Source organism: Halosimplex rarum, assembly GCF_047715405.1.
GTDB classification, from domain to species: domain Archaea; phylum Halobacteriota; class Halobacteria; order Halobacteriales; family Haloarculaceae; genus Halosimplex; species Halosimplex rarum.
This window is the reverse complement of sequence record NZ_CP180412.1, coordinates 635,480-659,285: the sequence shown is the minus strand read 5'-3', so window position 1 is coordinate 659,285 and position 23,806 is coordinate 635,480. Positions and strand designations below refer to the sequence as shown.

The 23,806-nt window shown below is 68.1% G+C and carries 21 protein-coding genes; 5 read left to right on the top strand and 16 right to left on the bottom strand.

The genetic code is table 11. From position 1 onward, the window contains the following. Positions 1 to 15: 15 nt before the first annotated feature. The 3 genes from ACMGFH_RS03180 to ACMGFH_RS03170 form a co-directional block, all read right to left on the bottom strand. On the bottom strand, positions 16 to 1,695 hold the full coding sequence (locus ACMGFH_RS03180; RefSeq protein WP_415381322.1) for a GTPBP1 family GTP-binding protein: 1,680 nt from the start codon (positions 1,693 to 1,695) through the stop codon (positions 16 to 18). Between the two features lie 176 nt (positions 1,696 to 1,871). Further along, complete coding sequence (locus ACMGFH_RS03175) at positions 1,872 to 2,546, bottom strand: phosphoglycolate phosphatase (protein WP_415381321.1); 675 nt, start codon at positions 2,544 to 2,546, stop codon at positions 1,872 to 1,874. 80 nt (positions 2,547 to 2,626) lie between these two features. Then, positions 2,627 to 3,205: a J domain-containing protein gene (locus ACMGFH_RS03170; protein ID WP_415381320.1), complete on the bottom strand. Its 579-nt coding sequence runs from the start codon at positions 3,203 to 3,205 to the stop codon at positions 2,627 to 2,629. Positions 3,206 to 3,325: 120 nt separating this feature from the next. On the opposite strand from ACMGFH_RS03170, the gene ACMGFH_RS03165 reads away from it, so the two are divergent. Then, entirely contained in the window at positions 3,326 to 3,538 is a 213-nt protein-coding gene (locus ACMGFH_RS03165; protein ID WP_415381319.1) for a hypothetical protein, read from the top strand. Positions 3,539 to 3,586: 48 nt separating this feature from the next. Here ACMGFH_RS03165 and pyrF read toward each other — a convergent pair whose 3' ends face one another. From pyrF to ACMGFH_RS03150, 3 genes are all read right to left on the bottom strand, one after another. Then, positions 3,587 to 4,396, bottom strand: a complete 810-nt coding sequence (gene pyrF, locus ACMGFH_RS03160; RefSeq protein ID WP_415381318.1) for an orotidine-5'-phosphate decarboxylase — start codon at positions 4,394 to 4,396, stop codon at positions 3,587 to 3,589. Positions 4,397 to 4,611: 215 nt separating this feature from the next. Further along, a complete protein-coding gene (locus ACMGFH_RS03155) occupies positions 4,612 to 6,387 on the bottom strand; it encodes a cbb3-type cytochrome c oxidase subunit I (RefSeq protein WP_415381317.1) in 1,776 nt (591 codons plus the stop codon). A gap of 114 nt (positions 6,388 to 6,501) precedes the next feature. Further along, a complete protein-coding gene (locus tag ACMGFH_RS03150; RefSeq protein ID WP_415381316.1) occupies positions 6,502 to 7,686 on the bottom strand; it encodes a hypothetical protein in 1,185 nt (394 codons plus the stop codon). A 128-nt stretch (positions 7,687 to 7,814) separates the two neighbouring features. Between ACMGFH_RS03150 and ACMGFH_RS03145 the strand changes: the two genes are divergently transcribed. Further along, positions 7,815 to 8,048, top strand: a complete 234-nt coding sequence (locus tag ACMGFH_RS03145; RefSeq protein ID WP_415381315.1) for a DUF2249 domain-containing protein — start codon at positions 7,815 to 7,817, stop codon at positions 8,046 to 8,048. Continuing rightward, a complete protein-coding gene (locus ACMGFH_RS03140; RefSeq protein ID WP_415381314.1) occupies positions 8,045 to 8,359 on the top strand; it encodes a cupin domain-containing protein in 315 nt (104 codons plus the stop codon). The genes ACMGFH_RS03145 and ACMGFH_RS03140 overlap by 4 nt, the downstream gene beginning before the upstream one ends. Before the next feature lie 62 nt (positions 8,360 to 8,421). Here the strand turns inward: ACMGFH_RS03140 and ACMGFH_RS03135 are convergent, their stop codons facing one another. From ACMGFH_RS03135 to ACMGFH_RS03095, 9 genes are all read right to left on the bottom strand, one after another. Continuing rightward, positions 8,422 to 9,726 (bottom strand): PQQ-binding-like beta-propeller repeat protein, encoded by a 1,305-nt coding sequence (locus ACMGFH_RS03135; RefSeq protein WP_415381313.1) that lies wholly within the window; start codon positions 9,724 to 9,726, stop codon positions 8,422 to 8,424. A 119-nt stretch (positions 9,727 to 9,845) separates the two neighbouring features. Continuing rightward, positions 9,846 to 10,208 carry a glutamyl-tRNA reductase gene (locus ACMGFH_RS03130; RefSeq protein WP_415381312.1) on the bottom strand — a complete coding sequence of 121 codons (363 nt, stop codon included), beginning with the start codon at positions 10,206 to 10,208 and terminating at the stop codon, positions 9,846 to 9,848. Beyond that, positions 10,205 to 10,477: a DUF2249 domain-containing protein gene (locus ACMGFH_RS03125; protein WP_415381311.1), complete on the bottom strand. Its 273-nt coding sequence runs from the start codon at positions 10,475 to 10,477 to the stop codon at positions 10,205 to 10,207. Before ACMGFH_RS03125 ends, ACMGFH_RS03130 begins: the two co-directional genes overlap by 4 nt. Before the next feature lie 86 nt (positions 10,478 to 10,563). Then, on the bottom strand, positions 10,564 to 11,622 hold the full coding sequence (locus ACMGFH_RS03120) for a TrmB family transcriptional regulator (protein ID WP_415381310.1): 1,059 nt from the start codon (positions 11,620 to 11,622) through the stop codon (positions 10,564 to 10,566). Positions 11,623 to 11,754: 132 nt separating this feature from the next. Continuing rightward, positions 11,755 to 11,952 (bottom strand): hypothetical protein, encoded by a 198-nt coding sequence (locus ACMGFH_RS03115; RefSeq protein WP_415381309.1) that lies wholly within the window; start codon positions 11,950 to 11,952, stop codon positions 11,755 to 11,757. Positions 11,953 to 12,090: 138 nt separating this feature from the next. Next, a complete protein-coding gene (locus tag ACMGFH_RS03110) occupies positions 12,091 to 14,397 on the bottom strand; it encodes an ABC transporter ATP-binding protein (RefSeq protein WP_415381308.1) in 2,307 nt (768 codons plus the stop codon). 1 nt (position 14,398) lies between these two features. Next, positions 14,399 to 15,682, bottom strand: a complete 1,284-nt coding sequence (locus ACMGFH_RS03105) for an ABC transporter permease (RefSeq protein WP_415381307.1) — start codon at positions 15,680 to 15,682, stop codon at positions 14,399 to 14,401. Continuing rightward, on the bottom strand, positions 15,660 to 16,670 hold the full coding sequence (locus ACMGFH_RS03100) for an ABC transporter permease (RefSeq protein ID WP_415381306.1): 1,011 nt from the start codon (positions 16,668 to 16,670) through the stop codon (positions 15,660 to 15,662). The genes ACMGFH_RS03105 and ACMGFH_RS03100 overlap by 23 nt, the downstream gene beginning before the upstream one ends. Positions 16,671 to 16,696: 26 nt before the next feature. Then, positions 16,697 to 18,601: an ABC transporter substrate-binding protein gene (locus ACMGFH_RS03095; RefSeq protein WP_415381305.1), complete on the bottom strand. Its 1,905-nt coding sequence runs from the start codon at positions 18,599 to 18,601 to the stop codon at positions 16,697 to 16,699. 254 nt (positions 18,602 to 18,855) lie between these two features. Between ACMGFH_RS03095 and ACMGFH_RS03090 the strand changes: the two genes are divergently transcribed. Both ACMGFH_RS03090 and ACMGFH_RS03085 read left to right on the top strand, forming a co-directional pair. Beyond that, positions 18,856 to 20,601, top strand: a complete 1,746-nt coding sequence (locus tag ACMGFH_RS03090) for a glycoside hydrolase family 13 protein (protein ID WP_415381304.1) — start codon at positions 18,856 to 18,858, stop codon at positions 20,599 to 20,601. Next, positions 20,598 to 22,307, top strand: coding sequence for a glycoside hydrolase family 13 protein (locus ACMGFH_RS03085; RefSeq protein WP_415381303.1), 1,710 nt, complete (start codon positions 20,598 to 20,600; stop codon positions 22,305 to 22,307). The genes ACMGFH_RS03090 and ACMGFH_RS03085 overlap by 4 nt, the downstream gene beginning before the upstream one ends. Positions 22,308 to 22,395: 88 nt before the next feature. On the opposite strand, the gene ACMGFH_RS03080 is transcribed toward ACMGFH_RS03085, so the two are convergent. Further along, positions 22,396 to 23,664 (bottom strand): MFS transporter, encoded by a 1,269-nt coding sequence (locus ACMGFH_RS03080; protein ID WP_415381302.1) that lies wholly within the window; start codon positions 23,662 to 23,664, stop codon positions 22,396 to 22,398. Positions 23,665 to 23,806 lie beyond the last annotated feature (142 nt).

Genomic DNA, 23,806 nt, shown 5'->3' with positions numbered 1-23,806 from the left:
CGCGTGAGCAAGCGGTCAGTCCGCGACGTCGACGTCCGTTACCTTCCCGACGCCCTTCGACTGACCCTCGCGGAAGACGAACCGCTGGCCTTCCTCCACCATGTACGGGCGGAACTTGAACCGGACGCGCGTCGTCCCCGAGTCGCCCGGGAGGAGTCGCCCCTCGTCGGGGGAGAAGGCGGCGGCCTCGCTGACGGTTTCGAGGTGGACGACCGGTTCGTACCCCTCGCCGATGCGGGTAGGGTGGTTCAGCACCATCACCTCTGCCTCGAACTCGCGGACGGGTTCGGGGTCGGCCTCGCGGGGGAGCAGGACCATCCCGCGCTCGACGTCGGCCTCGCGGACCCCCTTGAGGGCGATGCCGACGATGCGGCCCGCGCGAGCCTGGTCGACGCGGTGGTAGTGCATCTCGATGGACCGGACCTCGACCTCGCGGAAACTGCCGTCCTGCATCGGGCCGAGGAGGAGTTCGTCGCCGGCCTCGACCTGTCCCGAACGGATGGTGCCGGAAGCCACCGCGCCGACGCCGGTCACCTTGTACGAGCGGTCGACGTACATCGTGAACTCGTCGTCCTCGGGACCGGCGGTCTTGGGCAGGCGTTCGAGGATCTCGTCGAGGTCGTCCATCCCGTCCATCGTGACGGCGCTGGTGGCGAGCACCGGGACGACGGTGTCGTCGATCTCCTCGACGGCCGCGGCGACGCCGTGGCGGTCGACCGACAGCGGCGTCTTGCCGACCTCGCGGAGCTGGCGCTCGACCTCGCGTTCGACCTCGCCCAACCGCTCGTCGTCGACGATGTCGGCTTTCGTGATCACGACCATCGTCGGGAGGTCGGTGGCGAGCAGGATGCCGAGGTGTTCGCGCGTCGTCTTCGTCGGGCCGTCGTCGGCGGCGACGGTCAGCAGGCCGTAGTCGAGCTTCTGGCCGACGAGGCCGCGGATCGTCGTCCGCAGCCAGGGCTCGTGGCCGACGGTGTCGACGAACGAGACGAGCCGGTCGGCCTCCTCGACGACCCGCGCCCGGTCGGACTTGCGGTCGGGGTTGTCCATCCGGACCGGGCCGTCGTCGTCGAAGCCGTAGACGCCGTACGAGAGGTCCGCGGAGAGGCCGCGCTCGACCTCGTGGGGCTGGACGTCCAGGTACGAGCGCGTGCCGCCCTCCCCGTCGTCGGGCTGGCCGGTCACGAGCGATCCCACGAGCGTGGACTTGCCGTGGTCGACGTGGCCCGCCGTCCCGACGACGATGTGCTCGTCGTCTTCGAGGACGGCGCCCTCGCGGACGATGGCGACGCCGACGATCCCCTCGGCGGGCGCGTCGCGGTCGGTGCGCTCCGGAGTCTCGGACGGGGCGCCGTTATCCTTCCGCTTGGCGTGACCCTCGGCGTCGACGCCCCACGTCTCGACGTTCTCGATGTGGGCGTCGGCTTCCTCGGCCAGCAGGCTCAGCACGTCCATCGACTCGGTGAACTCGTCGGGCGCGATGCCGGCGATGCCGCCGTCGTCGGTCACGCCGACCACGTAGGTCGCCTCGCCGTCGCCGGAGAGGACGCGGTGGCGCAACTGCGCCGCCAGGCTCTCGCGACGGCCGTCGGCGAGGTGGAGGTCTTTGGTGAGCCGCTCTTTGAACTCGACGCTGCCGCCCTCGCGCTCACCGCGCTCGATGGCGCGTTCGAGGACGGCCCGGTCGGGGCTCATGAGGGTCGGTAACGGGGGACGGTACAAAAGCCTTCTCCGGGTACGGCGCCGATTCACGTCCGTAGCGCTCCCGAGCGCTCCGTATCTGTCCGGAGTGCTCGTGAGCGCGCCTCCGACCCGGAGCTACCGAAGAATCGCCGCAGTCCGCCCCCGGGTCCCCTTTCGCCGTCCCCGGTTCACCCGCGTATCAGTTCGACCGCGTCAAGGAAGCCCTCGCCGTACTCGCCGTCGACCACGACGTCGGCCGTCTCGCGGGCCGGTTCGTCGGCGTTCGCGACCGCGTACGATCTCCCTGCGACTTCGAAGGTCGACACGTCGTTGATCGAGTCGCCGACGGCGACGAACTCCTCGGGGTCGCGGCCGAGTCGCTCCGCCACGGCCTCCAGCGCCCGACCCTTGCTCACGTCGGGCGATTTGACGTGGTAGGCGAAGCCGGTGTCGACGACTTCGAGGCCGTGGTCGGCGGCGACGCGCTGGAGGGGTTCCAGCGGCGCTTCGCGGCTGACGGCCACCTCGGTCTCGCGCCAGCGGTTGATCAGGTCGTGCGAGCCCCAGCCGAGTTCGTGGCCGGCGGCGAGGTACTCGTCGACGACCCGCTGGGCGGCCTCGCGGTCGCCGACGAAGAGCAGGTCGTCGGTCGCGTGGACGAACGCGACGCCGCCGTTCTCGGCGACGACCGTTCGCTCGATACCGGCGAACTCGCAGAGCGCGACCGGGTACGGCAGCGCCTTCCCGGTAGCGACGACCACCGGCGCGTCCCACTCGCGCAACACGGTGAGAACGGGCGGGTAGACTGCGCGATGCTCGTCGGTGAGGGTCCCGTCGATGTCGACGGCGAGTGGCGGAGTCACTGGTCCGTTCTCGGTCGGCGAGGGCAAAACAGTATTCGGTCGCGGCAGGCCTGAGAGAGCCGCCGATCGCAGGTCCGCGGTCAGTCGTCGGTCAGTCGCTCGTAGGCGGCGTTGACTTCCTTGAACCGCTCCTCGTCGCCGGACGCCGCGTCGGGGTGGACCTCCTTGACCTTCTCGCGGTAGGCCGCCTTCACCGCGTCGTCGTCGGCACCGGGTTCCAGGTCGAGCGTGTCGTAGGCCTCGGCCGCGGTCGGGCCGCCGCGCTGTGCGGCGGCCGCGGCGCGCTGGCGACGTTGCTGGCCCGGTCCGCGCCCGCGCCTTCGGCGACCGCCTCGCTGTTCCCGCCGGGCTCGCTGTCCCCCCGCGGCGGCGCGGGCGCGGCGCCGCGACCCCTCGTCGCGCGGCGGTTCCCAGTCTTCACGGGGGCCGGCGCCGAAGCCTCCCCGCTGAGACCCGGGCTCGGCTCGCTGTTCGACGCTGCGGTAGAGCCGCTGGGCGAACCGCCCGGACGCGTGGTACCACATGAAGTACGCGACCGCGCCGAACAGCGCCGCGACCGCGAAGAAGCCGACGTTGGCGGTGAGCCCGAAGATCGCGAACAGGACCGCCGTGGCCGCGAAGACGGCCGCGAGCGCGGAGACGAGACGAGGACCGTACACGCTCAGCCCTTCGGGGCGGACCCCCCTAAACGTCTCGGACGGCGACCCCGTAGACGGCAGATTGCCGCCGCCCTCGTCGGCCGGCCAAACCCCTAAACGCGTCGGGACCCAATCTCGAACATGAGCGTTTCCGGGCTCTGTGAGGTCTGCCAGCAGCCCGCGGTAGACCACACCTGTGACCGCTGCGGGAACCTGGTCTGTGACCGCCACTTCGACGCCGAACTCGGCGTCTGTAGCGAGTGCGTCGCGGAGATCCGGGGCGGCGACCCCTCCGACCCGACGGGCACGTCCGACGACGACCTGCCCGACGGCGTCGACACCTACGAGTACTGACTATCGAACGCGGTGGTCGCTGGAAGACTGGGGCGAGCCGGACCGTCGCTACCGGTACCGATTCAGTCGCTTCTTCAGTCGCTTCGCGGCCTGTCCAGCGGCGTCAGCGAACGCCTCGCCCTGGTTCTCCCCCGCGAAGATGATCCCCCGAGAGGAGTTGACGAGACCGACGTCCTCGGCGAGACCGTGCTCGACGGCGGCCTCGGCGTCGCCGCCCTGCGCGCCGACGCCGGGGACGAGGAACGGGATGTCGGGGACGATCTCGCGGACCTCTTCGAGTTCCTCAGGCGCCGTCGCACCGACGACGAGGCCGACGTTCTCGTTGCCGTTCCAGAGGTCGGCCAGCGCGGCGACGCGTTCGTAGAGCGGTTCACCTGATTCGAGTTCGAGGTCCTGCAGGTCCGCCCCGCCCTGGTTGGAGGTCCGACAGAGGACGAACACGCCCTTGTCAGCCCGCGAGAGGAACGGCTCCAGCGAGTCACGGCCGAGATAGGGGTTGACGGTGATCGCGTCGACGTTCATGCCGTCGTCGTCGAGCAGGTCGGCGTACCGGCGAGCGGTGTTGCCGATGTCGGCGCGCTTGGCGTCCAGCAGGACGGGCACGTCCTTCCCGTGGGCGTAGGCGACGGTCTCGCGGAGCGCCTTCCAGCCGTCGGGGTCCTCGTAGAAGGCGGCGTTGGGCTTGAACGCGGCGGCGTGCTCGTGGGTCGCGTCGATGATCCGGCGGTTGAACGCCCAGCGAGGCAGGTCGTACTCCTGCAGGTGTTCGGGGATCCTGGACGGGTCGGGGTCGAGTCCGACCGAGACCACGCTGTCGGCCGTCGCGATGCGGTCGGCCAACCGGTCGAAGAAGTTCATATCCGTCTCTCGCCGAGTCCGGTAAACAAGGTTCCGACTCCGAGTGGAAGCGTGACTGCGAGTCGGCGGTGAGCACTGGAACCCCTCGGCGCGCTCGCCCGCGGGTCGCTTCGCTCACGAGACGGATGAAACTCCGTAGCGCGCGCCGCCGCGATCGGTCACTCTGCGAGCTGTACTGCAGTACGTCCGGAACGCGAGAGACGGAGCTTCGCCGGTCAGTCGTCGCCGCTCTCGGCTGCTGCCGCCTCGTCGGTCTCCCCTTTCTCACCGCCGTCGGTGGTGAGCGCGCTCTCCTGCTGTCGTTCGAACCAGGCCCACTCGCGACCGTGCTGGCCGGTCTCCTTCAGGTCCCACGGGTCGCCGTCCCGGACCTTCGGCCCCTCGAGCCAGGACTGGACCAGGTTCCAGACGAAGATGATCTGGCCGACCGCGAGCAGGAGCGCGCCCAGGGTCGCCGAGCGGTGCAGGAGCGTGAACAGCAGTTCCGGCCCGACGGCGAGGTCGTAGGTCGCGTAGCGTCGGGGCATCCCGGCGTAGCCGAGCAGGACCATCGGGAAGAAGGTCAGGTTCGTCCCGACCATCGTCAGCCAGAAGTGCCACTTCGCCAGCGTGCGCTGGTACATCCGCCCCGTGTAGATGGGGAACCAGTAGTAGATGCCCGCGAAAACGGCGAAGGCGATGGCGCCCATGATGACGTAGTGGAAGTGGGCGACGACGTGATAAGTGTCGTGCAGGAGCATGTCGACGGGGATCGACGCCTCGAACACCCCGGTCACGCCGCCGATAATGAAGTTCGCGATGAACCCGACGCAGAAGAGGAAGGGCGTGGTGAGCCGGAGCCGACCGTTCCACATCGTCGCGATCCAGTTGAACGTCTTGACCGCGCTCGGAATCGCGATAGAGATGGTGACGGCCATGAACCCCGCACGGAGGCGCGGGTCCATCCCGGTCGCGAACATGTGGTGCGCCCAGACGCCGAAGCTCAGGACGCCCAGCGCCAGCGTCGAGTAGACGACGAACTTGAACCCGAACAGCTTCCGGCCCGTGAACTTGGGGAGGATGTAGCTGACCAGTCCCATCGGCGGGAGCACGAGGATGTACACCTCGGGGTGGCCGAAGAACCAGAACAGGTGCTGCCAGAGCATCGGACCACCGCCATCAGCGAGGAAGAACGTCGTGCCGAGGTTACGGTCGAGCAGGAGCATGACGATGGCGCTGCCCAAAAGCGGGAACGCGAAGATGATCTGCCCGGACTGGGTGAGGACGGTCCACGAGAAGATGTCGAGGTTCGCCCAGGTCACCTCGTCGTCGCGTTCGGTGACGATGGTCGCGACGAAGTTTATCGCGCCCATCGTCGCGGAGACCCCGGTGAGGTGGAGCCCCAGTAGCATCAGGTCGATGGCGGGGTTCGCCTGCTCGATCGAGAGCGGGGTGTACATCGTCCACGACGTCTGGGCGGGCGCGAGGCTCGGCAGGAAGAAGCCGCCCCAGATGAGCAGTGCGCCTGGCGGCAACAGCCAGAACGCGATGGCGTTGATCCGCGGGAACGCCATGTCGTCGGCACCGATGAGCAGCGGCACGAAGTAGTTCGAGAACGCCGCCAAGATCGGCGTCCCGAACAGGAACAGCATCGTGATCCCGTGGCTGGTCAGCAGGCCGTTGTACAGCGCGCTGTCGACGATGTTCGACGTCGGTGTGACCAGCTCGAGGCGCATCAGCATGACGGCGACGCCGCCCCAGGCGAACGAGAGGACGGCGAACGCGCCGTACATGATCCCGATGTCCTTGTGGTCGACGGTTGTCAGCCAGCGGACGATGCCGCTCGGTTTGTGCCCGTGGTCCGCGCCCGTGCCGTAGCCACCGCCGGCGCCGGCCTCGCCGGCAGTCGGGGTGTACGAGCGCCAGTCTTCCACCCGGAGGACCCAGGTGAACACGCCGAGAAGGAGCAGGGCGGTCAGCCCGGACAGCGTGAGCGTCGCGATATCAGCCATGTGACGGGGGGTTCGGCCGCCCCGTCCCTGGGTTTTGGCGGGAACGTGTTCGGACCCTTTATGTGCCGGGTTCCTGCCGGATACCTCGATTCCCGACCGCGGGGGCTCGCGGACTCAGTCTCTTGCCCGCTGTCGGAACACGCCGAGAACGAGGTAGGCGTAGGCGATCGCGCCCAGGAGCGCCAGCACGCGACCGCCTCGGACCGCGAGCGGCGCCGAGACGACCGCGCCGACGACCTCGACGACGAGCCCTCCCGACATCGCGGCCAGCGCCGCGAGCGCGAGGTCGTCGCCGGCGCCGGGGAACCGCCCGACCGTCGGCGGGTAGAACTGGAAGGTCACGCCGACGACCGTCAGGCCGAGGAAGCCGAGCAGGTTCAGCCGGTAGTGCGCGGCGACGAGCGCCGGATCGACGGGACCGAACGCGAACGAGAGACCGAGGCCGACGGCGAACACCCCGAACCCCGCGCCGACGAGCGGGCCGTAGAACCCCACGCGTCGGCGGTCGCTCGACCGGTACAGGTGGGCGTAGGCGACGGCGAATCCGATCACGGCGACCGCCTCGACGACGGCGCCGGCTCGGAACACCGGGCCCGCCGGGAGCCCCGCGGCGAGCAGTGCCGGTCCGAGCGCGCCCGCGGGCAAGACGATCCAGGGGGCCCAATCAGGGAGCCCAGCGACGAGGAACCGCGGGAGGAGGCGGAACCCGACGGCGAACACGAGGAGCGCGGCCCCGCCGGCGGCCAGCAGGTGCGTCGCCCGCGGCGGATAGCCGTCGAGGAGCGGTGAGACAGCGGCGCGGGCGGCGAGCGTCTCCCACGACCCGACGGCGAGGTAGGCGAACACGACGGGGACGAACAGGTTCGCGGCGCGGTCGACCCGCTGGCGGTCGGCGTTGTGGTCACCCGTCCCGGTCTCGGCGCCCGAGAGGTTGCCCCGGAGCGTCCAGGCAAGCGTTCCGAGGAAGACGGCGACGCCAAGCGCCCACGACCACGCGCCGACGGTCCCGACGACCGCGGGGACACCGTCGACCGGTTCCAGGGCGAGGCCCGCGGTTCCGACCACGGCGAGCGGCAGGGTGGCCGCCGGCGCGTGCGGCCAGGCGAGCGCCCGGTCGAAGTACGAGGGGACCAGCGAGTAGGCCTTCCCGAAGACGACGTGGAGAACGAACCCGTAGAGGCCGAGCGTCACCGTCGTCCGCCTGGGGAACCCCGCGAGCGCCGCCGCCTGCCAGACGACCAGCCAGCAGACGCTGGCCGCGACGAGCGCGCGGGACCACCGCGAGAGCGTCGCCGACATCCCGCGTACCTGCGGCCCCTCGCCCCCTCAATCTGACGCCGAACGGGACGTGACACCGCTCGCACTCCGCGACTGCCGAACATGTTCGTGAGAACCGACAGGCCGGCGGGCGACCTACGACGGAGTGTATGCCAGCGACGACTCTCGACATCCGCGACGTGCCGCCGCCGGAGCGCCACCCGATGATCCACGAGGCCTTCGAGGACCTCGATAGCGGCGAGACGCTCCGGATCGTCAACGACCACGAGCCCAAACCCCTGTTCTACGAGTTCCAGGCCGAGGTCGAGGACTTCGACGCCGACAACTACGCCGTCGAGCGCCGGGACACCGACGAGTTCGTCGCCGACCTCCCCAAGGAATGAGCGACGACGCCCGGGGCGCGACCGAACGCGTCCACCTGTCCGACGTGGAGGGCGACGGGCGCGGCGTCCTCTTCGAGGGAGAACCCAGGACGGTCCGGCTCGCGCTGGACGCCGGCGACCGCGTCCCGCCCCACCGGCACCCCGACCGCGAAATCGTCTGCCACGTCCTCGACGGCGAAGTGGCGATGACGCTCGGCGACGAGACGGTCGAGTTAGTCGCGGGCGACGTCGCCCGCTTCTCCGGCGACCAGGACATCTCCCCGGAGGCCCGCGAGGACAGCGTCGCCCTGCTCGTCCTCGCCGAGCGCTGACGGGCGCGAGGATACTTTCGTGGCAGTAGAGTTTTGCACCGCCGACGGCGGTGGTCGTCTCGTTAGGGAGTCGATGGACTTACTGGGAAACCTATCAGCCCCGTATCGGTTCTGAGGGCGGCATATTCGTCGAATACACCACTGATCCGCGGTGGGAACGACTCTCCCGTGCTGAGACGCCTGCGCCAGTGCAGTCGACCACTCTCGGCGTCGAACGCTCTTACCGACGGTTCCCCTTCTGTCTCCAGTGTGATGAGAAACACGGTGCCATCGGCGACAAACGGCCCAGAGATGTCGTATTCTGATTCGAACGGGTACCTCCAGCGTCGGGTCCCGTCCACGAGATCGTAGCTGGCGAGCACAGTCCCGGAGTGATAGAACAGCGTTTCCGTCCCGAGACACAAGCCCTCGTAACCTTCGTCGTCCTCGCTCGTCGCGACGGTCCACTGCTTTTCACCGGTCGCCGCAGTAAGCGCCGTCAGACTCGCCTGATCGTCGGCGATGTAGAGGTCCGCGGCCTCTGTGGCACTCAACGGTGGTCGCTGGACGAACCGCTCGTTACCTGGCAGAGACTGCTCCCAGCGGTGTGTCCCGTCTTGGAGCTCGTAGCCGTGTACCGTCCCGGCCAGAAACAGACAGAGCGTGTCGTCAATCACGCGTAACCGGGCTCCGTACTCGCCTCCGAGGGCCTGTTCCCACTGCACCTCGCCAGTCGCAGTATCGAGGGCAGTCAGCCCGTCCACGACCGAGTAGACCAGACAAAGGCCGTCTGCGACCGCCGACCCCATATCCATCCCCGTCTTCGTCCGCCACTGTTCGTCGCCCGTCTCGGCATCGAAGGCGAATACCGGTGCTTCGCCCGGGTCGTCGTAGCTCTGGCTGGCGAACACGGTGTCTTCGGTCACCCCGATCAGCGAATCCGGGACTTCACCGAGAGTCGTTGCCCACCGCTGTTGCCCGGACGCCGTATCGTACGCCCCGACTTCGCCGGTCTTGGTCGACGCACGCGCCGTGTAGTATACTGTCGATCCGGCGACAGTGAGATCGTGTGGTTCCGCGATGGCGTACGAGTCAGTGTCGGAGTCGGTCGCCCATCTGGTCTCCCCGGCTGGGGAAAGGCAAACCAGCGCCGCATCCTTCGCGACGTACAACGCGTCGCTGGTTGCAGTGAGAGCGAACCGGTCCGGGAGTTGGCATCTCCATAATCCGTGGTCGGTCGGAAAATCAGACGGAGGCTCGTCCGAGCGCCGGTCAGGCGTCGTCTCTGTGGACGAATTCTCCGAGTCGTGACCGGGCGTCGTATCCGTGGACGCACAGCCTGCACCGACAACGGCAGCGAACGCAGCCAGGTAGCGACGCCGGTCCATCGATGTATCGGAATTGTCGGCAACTAATAAAGTGTTGCTGATTACTACGATCGATCACCCCATAGCATCCTCGTAACCGGAATACTGAGTCCGCTCGGAGTACAGCCGTAACAGAGCGCCTATCCGAACAGCTCTAGCGCCGTCTCGGCGGCGCGACCGCTCTCGTCGTCCGCTTCGTCGTCCGCGGCGGCCTGCAGTCCCTCCGCCGGCACCGCGATCAGTCGGGCGACGAGCCGGTCGGCGAGGGCTTCGACGGCCTCTCGGTCGTCCTCGGAGAGGTCGCCGCGCGCGTCGAGTTTCGCCAGCGCCGTTTCGACCTCCCGCTCGCGGATCTCGGCGGCGCGGTCGCGAATGCGAGCCGCGGCGACGTCCGTGTCGACCGGCTCGGCGTCCGTACGCTCGCCGTCCGCCGAGTCGCCGACCGCGCGGTTGCTCGTCGTCGCGTCGCTGGGGGTCGAGTCGCTCGTCGGCGCGCCGGTCATGCCCGCCAGATGGTCGTGACCGTGACGTCGTCGCGCTCGACGGTGGCGTACTCGTAGCCGCGGTCGTCGAGCTTCGGGTAGAGGTGTTGCGGGGCGCGGTCGTTCAACTGGACGAGGACGGTCTCGTCGTCGAGGTCAGGCAGCAGTTCGAGCGTGTTCGCGAGTGGCTTGGGCGGACCGAGGCTCCGGACGTCGAGCGTCTCCCGCGGCGCGTCGGCCGGTGCGCCGGTCTCCTCGACGACCGCGTCGACGTTCAGTCCCGTGGACATACGAGAACGTAGCGCGGCGACGGGCCACAGCCTTCCGCCGAACGTCTTCGGCCGCCTCGGTGGGTTCCGACGGAACGACGGCTGTCCTACCCGTCGGTCCGTCGCAGCGTCACGATGTCGCCCTCGTACTCCTCGATGAACGAGCCGGGGCCGCCGATGCTCACCTCGCCGTCCTCCGTTTCGAGGTAGAGGCTGGTCTCCAGCGTGTAGTCGTTGGTCGCGGGCTCGACGAACGCCTGCCGGACCTGACTGACCCGGCCGGCGATCTCTTCGCCGCCGTCGGTCGTCACGACGGCTTCGAGTTCGGTCCCGTCCCGCCGGTGGAGCACCGCCTGGAGGACGGAGTGGCGGAACCAATCGAACGTCCGGGGCAGCGGCTCGGGGTCGCAGACGTGCAGCTCCGTCGCCGCCGGCCAGTACGCCCCGAGGTACAGGCCGACGATGGACCCTGCGAGATTGTCCTGTTTGACAGTGACGGCGCCCTCGTCGACGTGCGTCCCGGAGATGACGCCGGAGTGGCCGATCATCGCCGCTCGGTCGTCGGCCGCGTACATGAAGGGGAGGCTCTCGGACCAGGCCCGGACGATGGTCGCGGTGTCGTCCAACCTCCGGTCGTCGCCGTGCAGGTCCTCGATCCCGCCGATGAGCAGGAAGACGAGCACGTCGCGGTCGACAGCGGCCCGTAGCTCCGGCTCGATGTCCTCGAAGGCGTGTTCGGGGACGGCCACCAGCACCTCGTGCTCGGCCTCGGAGATACCCTCTCGGAGCCGCTTGACGGCCGTCTCCCGCGATTTGATGATCTGTATCTCGGGGGCCTGCGGCTGGGTCTCGTTGAACCGGTCTTCCAGCGACGGGGCGATCGACTCCAGCCGGCCGGACAGCGAGTCGATCGCCTCTCTCGGCGGGTGCGCGCGGATCGTCGTCGGGGACGCGTGCCCGTTGACTGTCACGAGGTCCCGGTCTTCGAGTCGCTCGGCGATGTTGTACACGGCCCGCTGGGTCACGTCCGCCTCGTCCGAGATGGTCCGGACCGTCGTCTCGCCGTGTTCCAGGACCGCCAGGTAGGTGTCGATCTCCGTGTCCGAGAAGCCGAACACGTTCAGTTCGTCCCTGAGCGCCTGGTCGTCGGCGTGCTGTTCTGTCATGGTATCTGTCTGTTATCTCGTCTCACGTATGGTCGTTTCCGTCGCGATTTCGGTTCCGTCTCGGCTCGCGGCTCTTCTGCGTCCCCGCGACTCCCCCGGCTTCTCCGACTCCGCGCCCGTAGCGGTCGAGGGTCACAGCAGGTCATCGAAGGGGTCCCAGTCGACGTAGATGAACGCTCCCGACGCGACGAACATGATCGCGAGCATGACGAAGCTCGCGACCGAGACCACGAACGTGGCCGAGCCGGGCTCGACGAACGGGACCGACAGCAGGAGAAATCCCAGTAGCACGGCGCTCGTGGTGAAGAACATGCGCCAGACGTTGGTCACGTAGTCGTCCTCCGTGTGGCGTCATCCTCGGGTGCGTACTTCATGGCCCCGGCCTCGGTCCCCCGACCGGGCGCGGGCTGAGTCATGGCGAGCGAGCGCGGTGGGGCCGAGGTGGGTCCATGCATGGAAAGCGGAGGATCAGTCGTCCAGCGTCGGCGTCTCCTCGGCGTCGACGCCGTCGAGAGTCGCGCTGTTCCAGTACTCGTGGTCGGGGTCCGAGCGGTGGCAGGCCACGGCGCGCGCACCGGGCGTCGACTCGTTCTCGCCGAGGGCCGGCGCCTCGCGGGTGCAGACCTCGCGGGCCTCCGGACAGCGGGTGTGGAAGCGACAGCCCGAGGGCGGGTTCACCGGGTCGGGGATGTCGATCGACCGCACCGGCGGGTCCCGCATCTCCTCGTCGCTCGGGTCGAGGTTCGCCGTCGCCCACCGCAGGACCTTCGTGTAGGGGTGTTGCGGGTCGTTGAGGACCTCCTCGGGCGGGCCGATCTCGACCAGCTCGCCGAGGTACATGATCCCGATGCGGCCGTCGGCCTTCTCCGCCAGGTACCTGGCGTTGGACAGCGTGTGCGAGATGAAGACGAAAGAGGTGTTGAACTGCGCTTGCAGTTCGAGTAGCAGGTCCATCGTCTCCACCCGCAGGCTCACGTCGAGCGCGGAGACGGCCTCGTCCGCGAGGATCACGTCCGGGTTCATCAGCAGCGCCCGCACGAGGGCGACGCGCTGTTGCTCCCCGCCGCTCAGCTGGTGCGGGAAGCGGTTGGCGTAGTCCTCCGGCGGTTGCATCCCCACGCGCTTGAGCAGCGCGTAGATGCGCGCACGGCGGTCCTCGGTGGACAGATCCGAGTTCCAGCGCTTCAGCGGCGCCTCCAGCGAGGTGACGACTTTCTGGTTCGGATTGAGCGAGGCGCCGGGATCCTGGTGGATGATCTGGAGCGCCCGGCGGATGTCGCCGTACTCGATGGCGGGGCCTCCGACGCCGTCTTTCGCGTCCCAGATGTCCTGGCCGCGGTATTTGACCGATCCGCCGGTCGGTCGCTGGACGCCGATGATCGCCTTGCCCAGGGTCGTCTTCCCGCAGCCGGACTCGCCGACCAGCGCGAGGACGTCGTTCTCCGGAATGTCGATCGACACGCCGTCGACCGCCCGGACCGAGTCGGGCTCGTCGAACAGCCCCTCGACGATTCCCTGTTCTTCCTCGAAGTGGATCTCGACGTCGTCCAGCGAGACGACCGCTTGGTCGCCGGGCGCCGTCGCAGCCGTTCCGCTGCGCTCCGCGGTCCCTCCCACGTCGGAGAAGCCGTCGGAATCGGCGTCCTCGGTCGGATCGACCGTCGAGTCGGCCGCGTCGTCGACCGAGGCCAGCACCTCCTCGACGTCGAAGGGGACCGCTTCGTCGGCCCGCTCGTAGTGGAAACACGCCGAGCGCTGGTCCGGGCCGGCGTCGTACCAGCCGGGTTTCTCCTCGTGGCAGCGCTCGTCGGCGAGCGGACAGCGCGGCGCGTAGTGACACCCGGTCGGGACGTGGGCCGGGTTCGGCGCCGTCCCCTCGATCGGCGTCATCGTCGACAGCGGCGCGTCGAGGTTGGGGACCGCCTTCAGCAACGCCCGCGTGTAGGGATGCTGGGAGTCGCGAACGATCTGTTCGCTCGGCCCGACCTCCGCCAGTTCGAACGCGTAGAGGATGGCCAGCCGATCCGCCAACCCTGCCACCAGGGGGAGGTCGTGCGTGATGAACAGGATCGACAGCTCGTACTTCTCCTTGATGTCGTCGAGCAGCGAGAGGATCGATCGCTGCATCAGGAGATCCAGCGCGGCCGTCGGCTCGTCCATCAGGAGCACGTCCGGTTCGAGAATGAGCGAGAGGGCGATCAGCGCCCGCTGGCTCATCCCACCGGACAGTTCGTGGGCGTAGGAGTTGAGGACCCGCTCGGGGTCGAGATACAGGTCCGAGAGGAGCTGTTTCGCCCGCTCCATGCCCTCGTCGACGTCGTAGTCGTGGGCGTCGAGCGTCTCCTCGAAGTGCCCGCCGATGGTCATCGTGGGGTTGAACGACGACAGCGCTCCCTGGAAGACCATCGAGATCTCCTCCCACCGGAACTGCTTGAGGTCGTCGCCCTCGAGGTCCAGCACCTCGACGGGCTCGCCGCCCTGCTCGGGGTAGTAGCGGACGCTCCCGGTCGTGATCCCGGGCTCCTCGACGGCGTCCATCATCGCGTTCGCGAGCATGGACTTGCCCGATCCCGATTCGCCGACACAGCCGAGGATCTCCTCGCGTCGGAGGTCGAGGCTCACCTCGTCCAGGACCATCGCCTCGCGGGCCTGGAGGTCGTAGGTGACGCTCACGTCGCGGACCTCGACGATGGGGTCGTCGGTGGCCGTCGCGGTCTGGTCGCGGCCGCGACTGCCGTCGCCGGTACTCGCCGTGTCGTCGCGTGTGCTCGCCATGTCAGATACCTCCCGTGGCCGCGGACGTCGCGCCGCCCGGGCCGCTGTCGTCGTCGTCCTCGTCCCCGCCCTCGACGGTCTTGGCGTGTCGAGCCCGCACGCGCGGGTTGAACACGCGGTCGGCCCCCTGCGCGAGCAGGGTCAGGCCGAGCGCGAGGACGATGATCGTCAGCATCGGTACGAGCAGCCAGTGGAACGCGGCCGGCGAGGAGGTCGCCCCCGCGCGGTTGACGGCCCTGTTCATCATGACGCCCCAGTTGACGTCTTTGTACGGGAGTACGCCGAGGAAGTACAGCCCGACCGACCCGAAGATGACCGCGCGGGCCTGTCGGACGAAGTTCATCGTGACGTACGGCATCAGGTTCGGGATGATGTCGCTTCCGATGATCTTCGGCGTTCCGATGCCCATGATGCGGGAGGCCTCGACGTACTCGGCGTCCCGCAGCGTCAGCACCTGCGAGCGGATGGCCCGCGCCAGTCCCGCCCAGGCGTTGACGGTGATCAGGATGCCGATGACCACCGGATTCCCGTCGATCTGAAACACCGCCGCCAGTACGATGGTCAGCGGCAGCCCCGGGATGGTCATCATCACGTCGGTGATAGTCATCAGGACGGTGTCGACGCGCCCGCCCTTGTAGCCGGCGAGCGTGCCGGTGGCCGTCCCGAGGACGACCGTGAACACGGCACCAGCGGTGATCATGACCAGCATCGACGGCGTCGCGTAGACGACCTGCGAGAGGAGGTCGTGGCCCGATGAGGTCGTCCCGAGGGGGTACTCCAGCGTGCGGAACGCCCCGACCAGCAGCGGCCCCTGGTTCGGCGAAGGTGCCGCGACCAGTCGCGGACCGACGAGACCCACGAACAGGTAGAACATGACGACGATGACGCCGAAGCGGGCGCGCCAGTCGCTCCAGACGATCCGGGCCGGCGCCAGCACCTTCTCGTCGATCCACTGGCGGCGGCGCTCCTGGGGCGTCAGCGAGATGTCCGCCATCTGCTCGAACTCCGAGACGTCGCCTGTCGAGCGGGTCCCGCCGTCCGCGGCGACCCGGCCTTTCCGACCGTGGCCCGAGACGGCCGACGACCCGGGCTCGCGGCCGTCGCCAGTGATCGACTCGTCGACGCCGGTGACCGCGTCGGGGTCGATGGCGTCGTCGTTGCCCGCGACGGCGTCGAGGGCGGGGTCTTCCGGCTCGTCGGGGTCTCGCTCGCGGCTCGCTTCGCTCTCCGCTCCCGTTTCCGAGCCGCTTCGCGGCTCGCTATCAGTAGGACTCACGCGAGGCACCTCCCTTGGCGCGCGGGTCGAGGATCCCGTAGGTCAGGTCGGCGATGGTGATGCCGATGACCATGGCGACGGTGATGAGGATGAACCCGCCCATCATCAGCGGGTAGTCCCGGGCGTTGATGGCCTGGATGAGGTAGAACCCCACGCCCGGGTACGCGAAGATGTTCTCGATGATGACCGCCCCGCCGAAGACGGTCCCGATGGCGATCATCAGGCCGGTGTACATCGGCAGGATGGCGTTGCGCGCGACGTACCGCAGGGCGATGCGTCGCGTCGACAGGCCGCGCAGGCGCGCGACCCGCAGGTAGTCCTCGCCGAGGACGCGGATGGAGTTGCCCCGCATCGACAGCGCCCACCCGCCGAAGCCGACGACGGCCATCGAGAAGATGGGCATCGCCCCGTGTTTCAGGACGCTCACCAGGAACGGAACGTTGAACCCGGGCGTGAGTTCGGAGGCGTACCGGCCGCCGGTCGGGAACACCTGGTAGCGGTAGCCCAGGTACGCCACAAGTAGCAGCGCGACGACGTATCCCGGCGTGGAGTTGAGGACGAGGCCGACGCCCGTCGACCCCACGTCGAACTTCGATCCCTCTCGGTAGGCCATCAGGGCACCGAGCGAGACCCCGACGGTGAAGGCGAGGAACAGCGCCGAGGCGGTCAGGAAGACCGTCCACGGGATGGCGGGACCGATGATGCTGGCGACCGGCTCCTCGTACCAGACCGACTGGCCGAAGTCGCCCTGCAGGATCGCGGCCATGTACTCGACGTACTGCTGGTGTATCGGCTTGTCCACCGCGATGTTGGTCTGTGCCGCGATGCGACGGTTGATCTCGGCCATCGACATGTCGCTCCCGCCTTGCTGGATCATCTGTGCCCGCAGGTAGTCCATCGGACCCCCCGGCAACAGCCGGACGAGGCCGAAGCTGGCGGACACCACGACGAAGACGGTGAGAACCGATTGTCCGATCCGCTTCAGTAAGTAACTCATGATTGATGATGATCGACCGAACCGACTTATTCGGTAGTGGTCGACAGGTCCGCGACGAGGTCGGCCGGAGTGACGGTGTCGCCGTCACGGAGCTCCTCGTGCAGGACGGAGGCCTCGAAATCGCTGGGGACGTTCCAGGCGTTTTTCGCGTCCCAGCTGTCGAACAGCCACTGGAAGTGGAAGTACGGGTACGACTGGTTGTAAGAGGCCCACCCCTGCATCGCGATGGTGAAGTCGCCGTTGCTGTACTCCGACCAGTACGAGGAGTTCTCCTTCGCGATGGGTTCGGCCTCGATGCCGAAGTCCTGGAGCTGCGAGACGGCCGTCTCCATGGCCGTCGCCCAGTCGGAGAACGCCGCCGTGCACTTGACCGGGAGCTGGAGCGGTTCGCCGTCCTTCTGCCAGGTCCCGTTCTGCTTCTGGTAGCCAGCGTCCTCCAGCAGGGCGGCGGCCTCATCGGTCTGGTTGGCGCCGCGGCCGTAGGTCTCGAACTGGTCGGTCACGCCCTCCAGCCAGGACTCGACCTGGCCGCTGAACTCCCCGGTGAGGCCGCTCGGGTAGGTGACGGCGACCTTCGAGTTCGTGCCTGCGCCGGAGTTCTTCGCGACCGCTTCGCGGTTGATCACGTGCGCGATGGCCTTGCGCACCCGCACGTCGTCGAGGGGTTCCTTCTTGAAGTTGAACGCGAACCCGGCGCCGTAGTGTCGCGGGATCAGGCTGACCTGCACCGAGTCGGGGAGCTGTCGGAGCTTGTTCTGGGGCATGAACAGCGTCGCCGACCCGTCGGTCTCACCGTTGATGAGGGAGTTCCACCGGCCCTGGTTCTTGGGCTTGTAGAGGTACTCGACCTCCGGGACGCTGACGTTGTCCGCGTCGGGATGGTCCTCGTACTTGGTCAGCAGCGTCCGCTGGGTGTCGGCGTCCTCGTACTGGAAGGGACCGTTGCCGACGGGTTCCGGCGTGGTGTCGCTCGTGAGTTCGCCGAGCGCGGAACTGCGCTCGTCCTCGGAGCCCGCTTCGTCGAGCGCGGTGACGAACTCGCTGTAGGTACCGTCGTGGGCGACGAGGTACTTCGGCTGGAGATACGCGAGGAGGACGCTCTCGTTGGTCTCCGACGCCAGCGTCATCTCGACGGTCGTCTCGTCGGCGACCGTCACGCGGTCGGAGACGTTGCCCATGTCCTCGGGCGCGACGAAGTTCCCGAGGCTCCCGCCGTTGTAGATGTCGAGTTTGATCTGGTTGGCCACGTCCGTCGCGGTGACGGCGTCACCGTTGTGCCAGGTCTGGCCCTCGCGGACGTTCAGCGTCAGGGAGGTGCCGTCGAGCGTCCAGTCCTGGATCAGGTACCCTTCGGTCTCCTGCGTGGCCAGGTTCTTCTTCATGAACCGGTCGAACAGCAGCCGCCTGGCCTCCGGGAAGTTCTTCCCGTTCCAGGGGTTGTACTGGGAGTCGTTCGGGTTGGCCCACTGCGCGAAGGTCAGGCGCTCGTCGTCGGACCCTTCCTTCATCGTCCAGTCGCCCGAGCGGGGGAGCCACTCGGTCGGCCAGTAGAGCTGGAGCTTGTCGCTGTCCTTCGACGGGACGTTCCAGTCGTCGGTCGTCTGGTACGACTGGGCCAGCTTCTCCTGCAGCGGCAGCATCGGGAGCGTCTGGTTCGTGATCGAGGCGAGCTCCTGGATCTGGCGCTGGGTCTCGCTGTCGACCTGGACCGGCGTCGCCGTCTGCGTCGGCGTCCCCGAGTCCGTGTCGCTTCCACCGTCGCCGCCGCCGTCGCCGCCGTCGCCGCCGTCGGCCGGCGTCTCGGTTTCTACTGCCGACTGTCCACCACAGCCCGCCAGCCCCGCCGTCACGCCAGCCGCACCGAGCAGCTGCACCATCTTGCGGCGCGACACCGGCGTCCGGTCCGGATCGTGTTGCTGATTATCAGACATCGCTCGTTCAGGATCATGAAGGACCATGCAATAAAAATTGTGGTTGAATCCGTTCTTCAAAATCCTCGCCAGAATTAAGTGGGTCGTTCCTCTCGATACTGACGAGCGAAGTCCACGTCGGACTTCCAGACACCACCCATGACCAGCAAGCAAGCGATTCGAGGGGTGAAGGAAATCGCCAGACTGCAGTGGGATCGAAACCCGTCAGCCGGGCGACGATCGGTCTCGGTGACGCCGACAGTCGGTGGTTCGCGATGAGCCGCGGAGACGACCCGGTCTGGTGGAAAGAAGCCGTGGTCTACCAGGTGTACCCGAAGAGCTTCGCCGACAGCGACGGCGACGGCGTCGGCGACCTGCGGGGCCTGATCGACCGCGTCGACTACCTCGAAGACCTCGGGGTCGACGCCGTCTGGCTCAACCCCGTCTACGAGTCACCGCAGGCCGACAACGGCTACGACATCAGCGACTACCGATCCATCGACGACGCCTACGGCGACATGGCCGACTGGGAGCGCCTGCGCGACGAACTCCACGACCGCGACATTCGCCTGATCATGGACCTCGTTGTCAACCACACCTCCGACCGTCACGAGTGGTTCCAGCGCTCACGCCGCGAGGAGGGCGAGTACGCCGACTACTACCACTGGGTCGAGGGCTCGCCCGACGAACCGCCGAACGACTGGGAGTCCGTCTTCGGCGGCCCGGCCTGGAGCTACGACGACGAGCGCGAGGCGTGGTACCTCCACCTCTTCGACGAGGCCCAACCGGACCTGAACTGGACGAACCCGGCCGTGCGCGAGGCCGTCTACGACATGATGCGCTGGTGGCTCGAGAAGGGCATCGACGGCTTCCGCATGGACGTGATCAACATGATCTCCAAGGCCGAGGGCTACCCCGACGGTGGCGGAGAGCACTTCATGAACGGCCCGCGCGTGCACGAGCACATCTCCGAGATGGTCGACGAGGTGCTCGACGACGAGTCGGTCCTCGCCGTGGGCGAGACGCCGGGTGTCACCGTCGACGAGGCCCGCCAGTACGTCGGCGCGGACGGCGACGGGCTCTCGATGGTGTTCCAGTTCGAGCACGTCACCTTCGACCACGACGAACACAAGTGGGACGCGCGCAACCCGGACCTCGTCGAATTCAAAGAGATCATGGCGAAGTGGCAGAACGGCCTCGAAGGCGATGGCTGGAACTCGCTGTACCTGAACAATCACGACCAGCCGCGCATGGTCTCGCGCTTCGGGTCGGACGGCGAGTACCGCCGCAAGTCCGCGAAACTGCTGGGGACGCTCACCCACACCCTCGGCGGGACGCCGTTCGTCTACCAGGGCGAAGAGCTCGGGATGACGAACGCGCCGTTCGAGACTCGCGAGGACCTGCGCGACGTGGAGGCGCTGAACTACGTCGACGCGGCCATCGCGAACCCCAACACTGCCGCCGAGGAGTACGCAGACGTCCGGGGGGCCGTCGAGGCCGTGGGCCGCGACAACGCCCGGACCCCGATGCAGTGGACCGACGACGAGCACGCCGGGTTCACCGACGGGGATCCCTGGATCGACGTGAACCCCAACTACACCGAGGTCAACGTCGAGCGAGCGCGCGCCGACCCCCACTCGGTATTCCGCTACTACCGCGAGCTGATCGCCCTGCGGGACCGCGACCTCCTCGTCCACGGCGACTTCGAACTGCTCGCTCCCGACCACCAGTCCCTGTTCGCGTACACGCGGACGCTCGACCGCGAGGGCGACGACGGCGCGGGCGAGGGCGCGACCGAGCGCGCGCTGGTCGTCCTCAACTTCGACGACGAGCCGACGGCGTTCGACGTCCCCGACAGCGTCGCCGTTGACGGCCTGGAACTCGCGCTCGCAAACGACGATGTCCCGGCGATCCCGGGCCGCTCGTTCGATCTCGGCCCGTGGGAAGCGCGCGTCTACCTGACGCCGACCGCGACGACCGACGCGACCGACGACCCCGCAGCGACCAGCACCGACCAATGACACAGACGATGCCCATCGACGAGAGCCGAATCGACCGCGACTGGTGGAAAGAGGCAGTCGTGTACCAGATCTACCCGCGGAGCTTCAACGACAGCGACGGCGACGGCGTCGGGGACATCCCCGGCATCACCGAGCGCGTCCACCGCCTCGACGACCTCGGGGTCGACGTCGTCTGGCTCTGTCCGGTCTACGACTCCCCCAACCACGACAACGGCTACGACATCCGCGACTACTGCGCCATCATGGACGAGTTCGGCGACATGAGCGACTGGGAGCGCCTGCGCGACGAGCTCCACGACCGCGACATGAAGCTCATCATGGACCTGGTCGTCAACCACACGTCGAACGAACACGAGTGGTTCCAGCGCTCACGCCGCGAGGAGGGCGAGTACGCCGACTACTACCACTGGGTCGACGGCGAGCCGGACGAACCGCCGAACAACTGGGAGTCGCTGTTCGGCGGGCCGGCGTGGTCATACGACGACGAGCGCGAAGCGTGGTACCTCCACGTCTTCAACGAGAACCAGCCGGATCTCAACTGGCGCAACCCCGCCGTGCGCGAGGCGGTCACCGACGTGGTCACCTGGTGGCTCGACCGCGGCATCGACGGCTTCCGCATGGACGCTATCAGTCACCTCTCGAAGCCCGAGGGGTACCCCGACGGCGACCCGGACGAACCGGGGCCGCTCGGCTCGGAACACTACACGCTCGGCCCGCGCCTCGGCGAGTACCTCGACGAACTCGGCGCGGTCATCCCCGACGAGGCGATGACCGCCGGCGAGATGGGCGGCGCCTCCGCCGCGGACGCCCGCGAGTACATCGAGCGCGGCGACTGCCTCGACATGGTGTTCCACTTCGACCACCTCGGCGTCGACCAGGGTGGCGACTGGACCGGCGACGACTGGGGCGAGTGGAGCCTCCCCGAGTTCAAGGAGCTGATGACGCGCAACCAGCGCGAGGTCGCCCGCGAGACCTGGGAGGCGCTGTTCCTCGGGAACCACGACCACCCCCGGATCGTCTCCCGGTTCGGCGACGAGGCCTACCGCCGCGAGTCGGCCAAGCTCGTCGGCACCTTCCTCCTCACGATGCGCGGCACGCCGTACCTCTACCAGGGCCAGGAGATCGGCATGACGAACACCGAGTTCGAGAGCCTGGAGGAGATCGACGACGCGATGACCGTCGGCATCGTCGAGGACCTCATCGACGCGGGCGCGGTCGACTCCTTCGAGGAGGTGCGCACTGCCGTCAACTACCGTAGCCGGGACCACGCCCGGACCCCGATGCAGTGGGCCGCCGCCGACCGCGCCGACTTCTCCGAGGGCGACCCGTGGCTCGCGCTCAACGACAACTACACCGACGTCAACGTCGAGGACGCCGTCGCCGACTCCGAGTCGGTGTGGCACCACTACCGCCGACTCATCGAGTTGCGCCGCGACGACCTCGCGCTGGTGTACGGCGACTACGACCTGCTCGCCCCCGAGGACGAACAGATCTACGCGTACACCCGCCAACTCGACCACGAGCGCCGGCTGGTCGTCTGCAACTGGTCGGCCGAACCGGCGACCTTCGACTCTGACGCCGCCTTCGAGGGCGACGCCGTCGCCGGGCCCGACGCCGAGGTCCTGATCGGCAACTACGCCGAGGCCCCGACCGACCCTGTCGGTGCGGAGTTCCGCCCCTTCGAGGCCGTCGTCTACGCGTACTGATCTGGACTCGCGATCTCGTCGATTCTCTCTCGCGTATTTCTGGCACGACCGTCTCGCCGATTACGATTTCGGCGCGCCTGTCTCGCCGTCACGATCCGACGCGCGGGACGAACTGGCCGGTCTCTCGGCGGACGCCGACCAGGAGGATCAGCGCCGCGATCGCCGGCAGGGCGGCGCAGGCGAGGTAGATCGGCCAGAAGCCGAGGGTCTCCACGAGCGGGAGCGTGACGATCGGCCCGAACCCGCCGCCGATGTCGCCGAAGACGTTGTTCGTCCCGACGGCGCGGCCCATCTCGTCGTCGGGGACGAGATCGCCCAGAAGGGCCATCAGCGGACCGCTCGTCCCGCCTTGCCCGGTGCCGATGCACAGGCAGGCGACGACCAGGGTCGCCACGGAGTCCGCGGCAGCGAGGAGGACGAACCCGAGCGACGTGGCGCCGAGGAAGACGAGCAGGGTCGGGACGCGGGACTGCCGCCGGTCGCTCACGTACCCGCCGAGGTACATCGACACGCCGGCGGCGACGACGGTGACGCCCATGAAGATGCCCGACGAGCCCTGGGCGTCGAATCCCAGGACGCTGAGGTCGTTCCGTCCGAGAAAGAGGACGAGCGTCGCGAACAGCGCGCCGATGTAGACGAACAGGACCGAGAAGTTGACCATCCCGACGGTGAGCGCGGGGAGGCCGGTGTTGATGTCCCACGGTTTGACCGACCGGTCGACCTCGCCGTCGACGTGCGTCTCGGGCACCGTCATGTAGGCGACGACGCTGGCGAAGAAGGCGAAGGCGGTGGCCACCACGAACGCGGTGACCGTCCCGGAGATCTCGCTCACGACGCCGCCGATCACCACGCCTGTCGGGAACCCGAAGAGGACGCCCCCGCGGATGAGCCCCATGTTCGCCCCGCGCGATTCGCCGGTGCTCACGTCGGCGGCGATGGTGTACGCCGTCGCGAAGACGAGCGCGCTCCCGACGCCCCAGAGGATACGAGCGCCCATGAACCACGCCTCGGGGACCGGCGCTATCATCGCGAGGACGTACCCGAAGGTCGCGAACCCCTGGACGAACATGCCGACGACGAACGGCGTGCGCGTGCCGATCCGGTCGACCAGACTGCCGGCCGGCGCGTTCGCGAACAGCCGCGAGAACCGGTTCGCGCTGAGGATCAGACCGACGAGAAACGGGGAGATGCCGAGGATCGTCCCGAGGTTCGGCAGGATCGGGTAGATCACGCCGCCGCCGAACCCGATGAAGAACGTGCTGGCGATGACGGCCCCGATGACCAGCGATTGCCCGCCCGCCGCGCCGCGGAGTCGGTCGGTTACGCCGCCGAGAAATCCGGAACGCTCCCCCGCCATCGAGCTTCTAAGGGCCCCTGGCACTGGGCTCGTCGAGCCGGTGGCGAGCGCCGGTCGACCGGGGCTGTCCGCGGGCGCGGAGACACAATAGCGACGGCTCTCCGTTCTGTTCCATCTACCGACCTACTTGGTGGAACCGCCC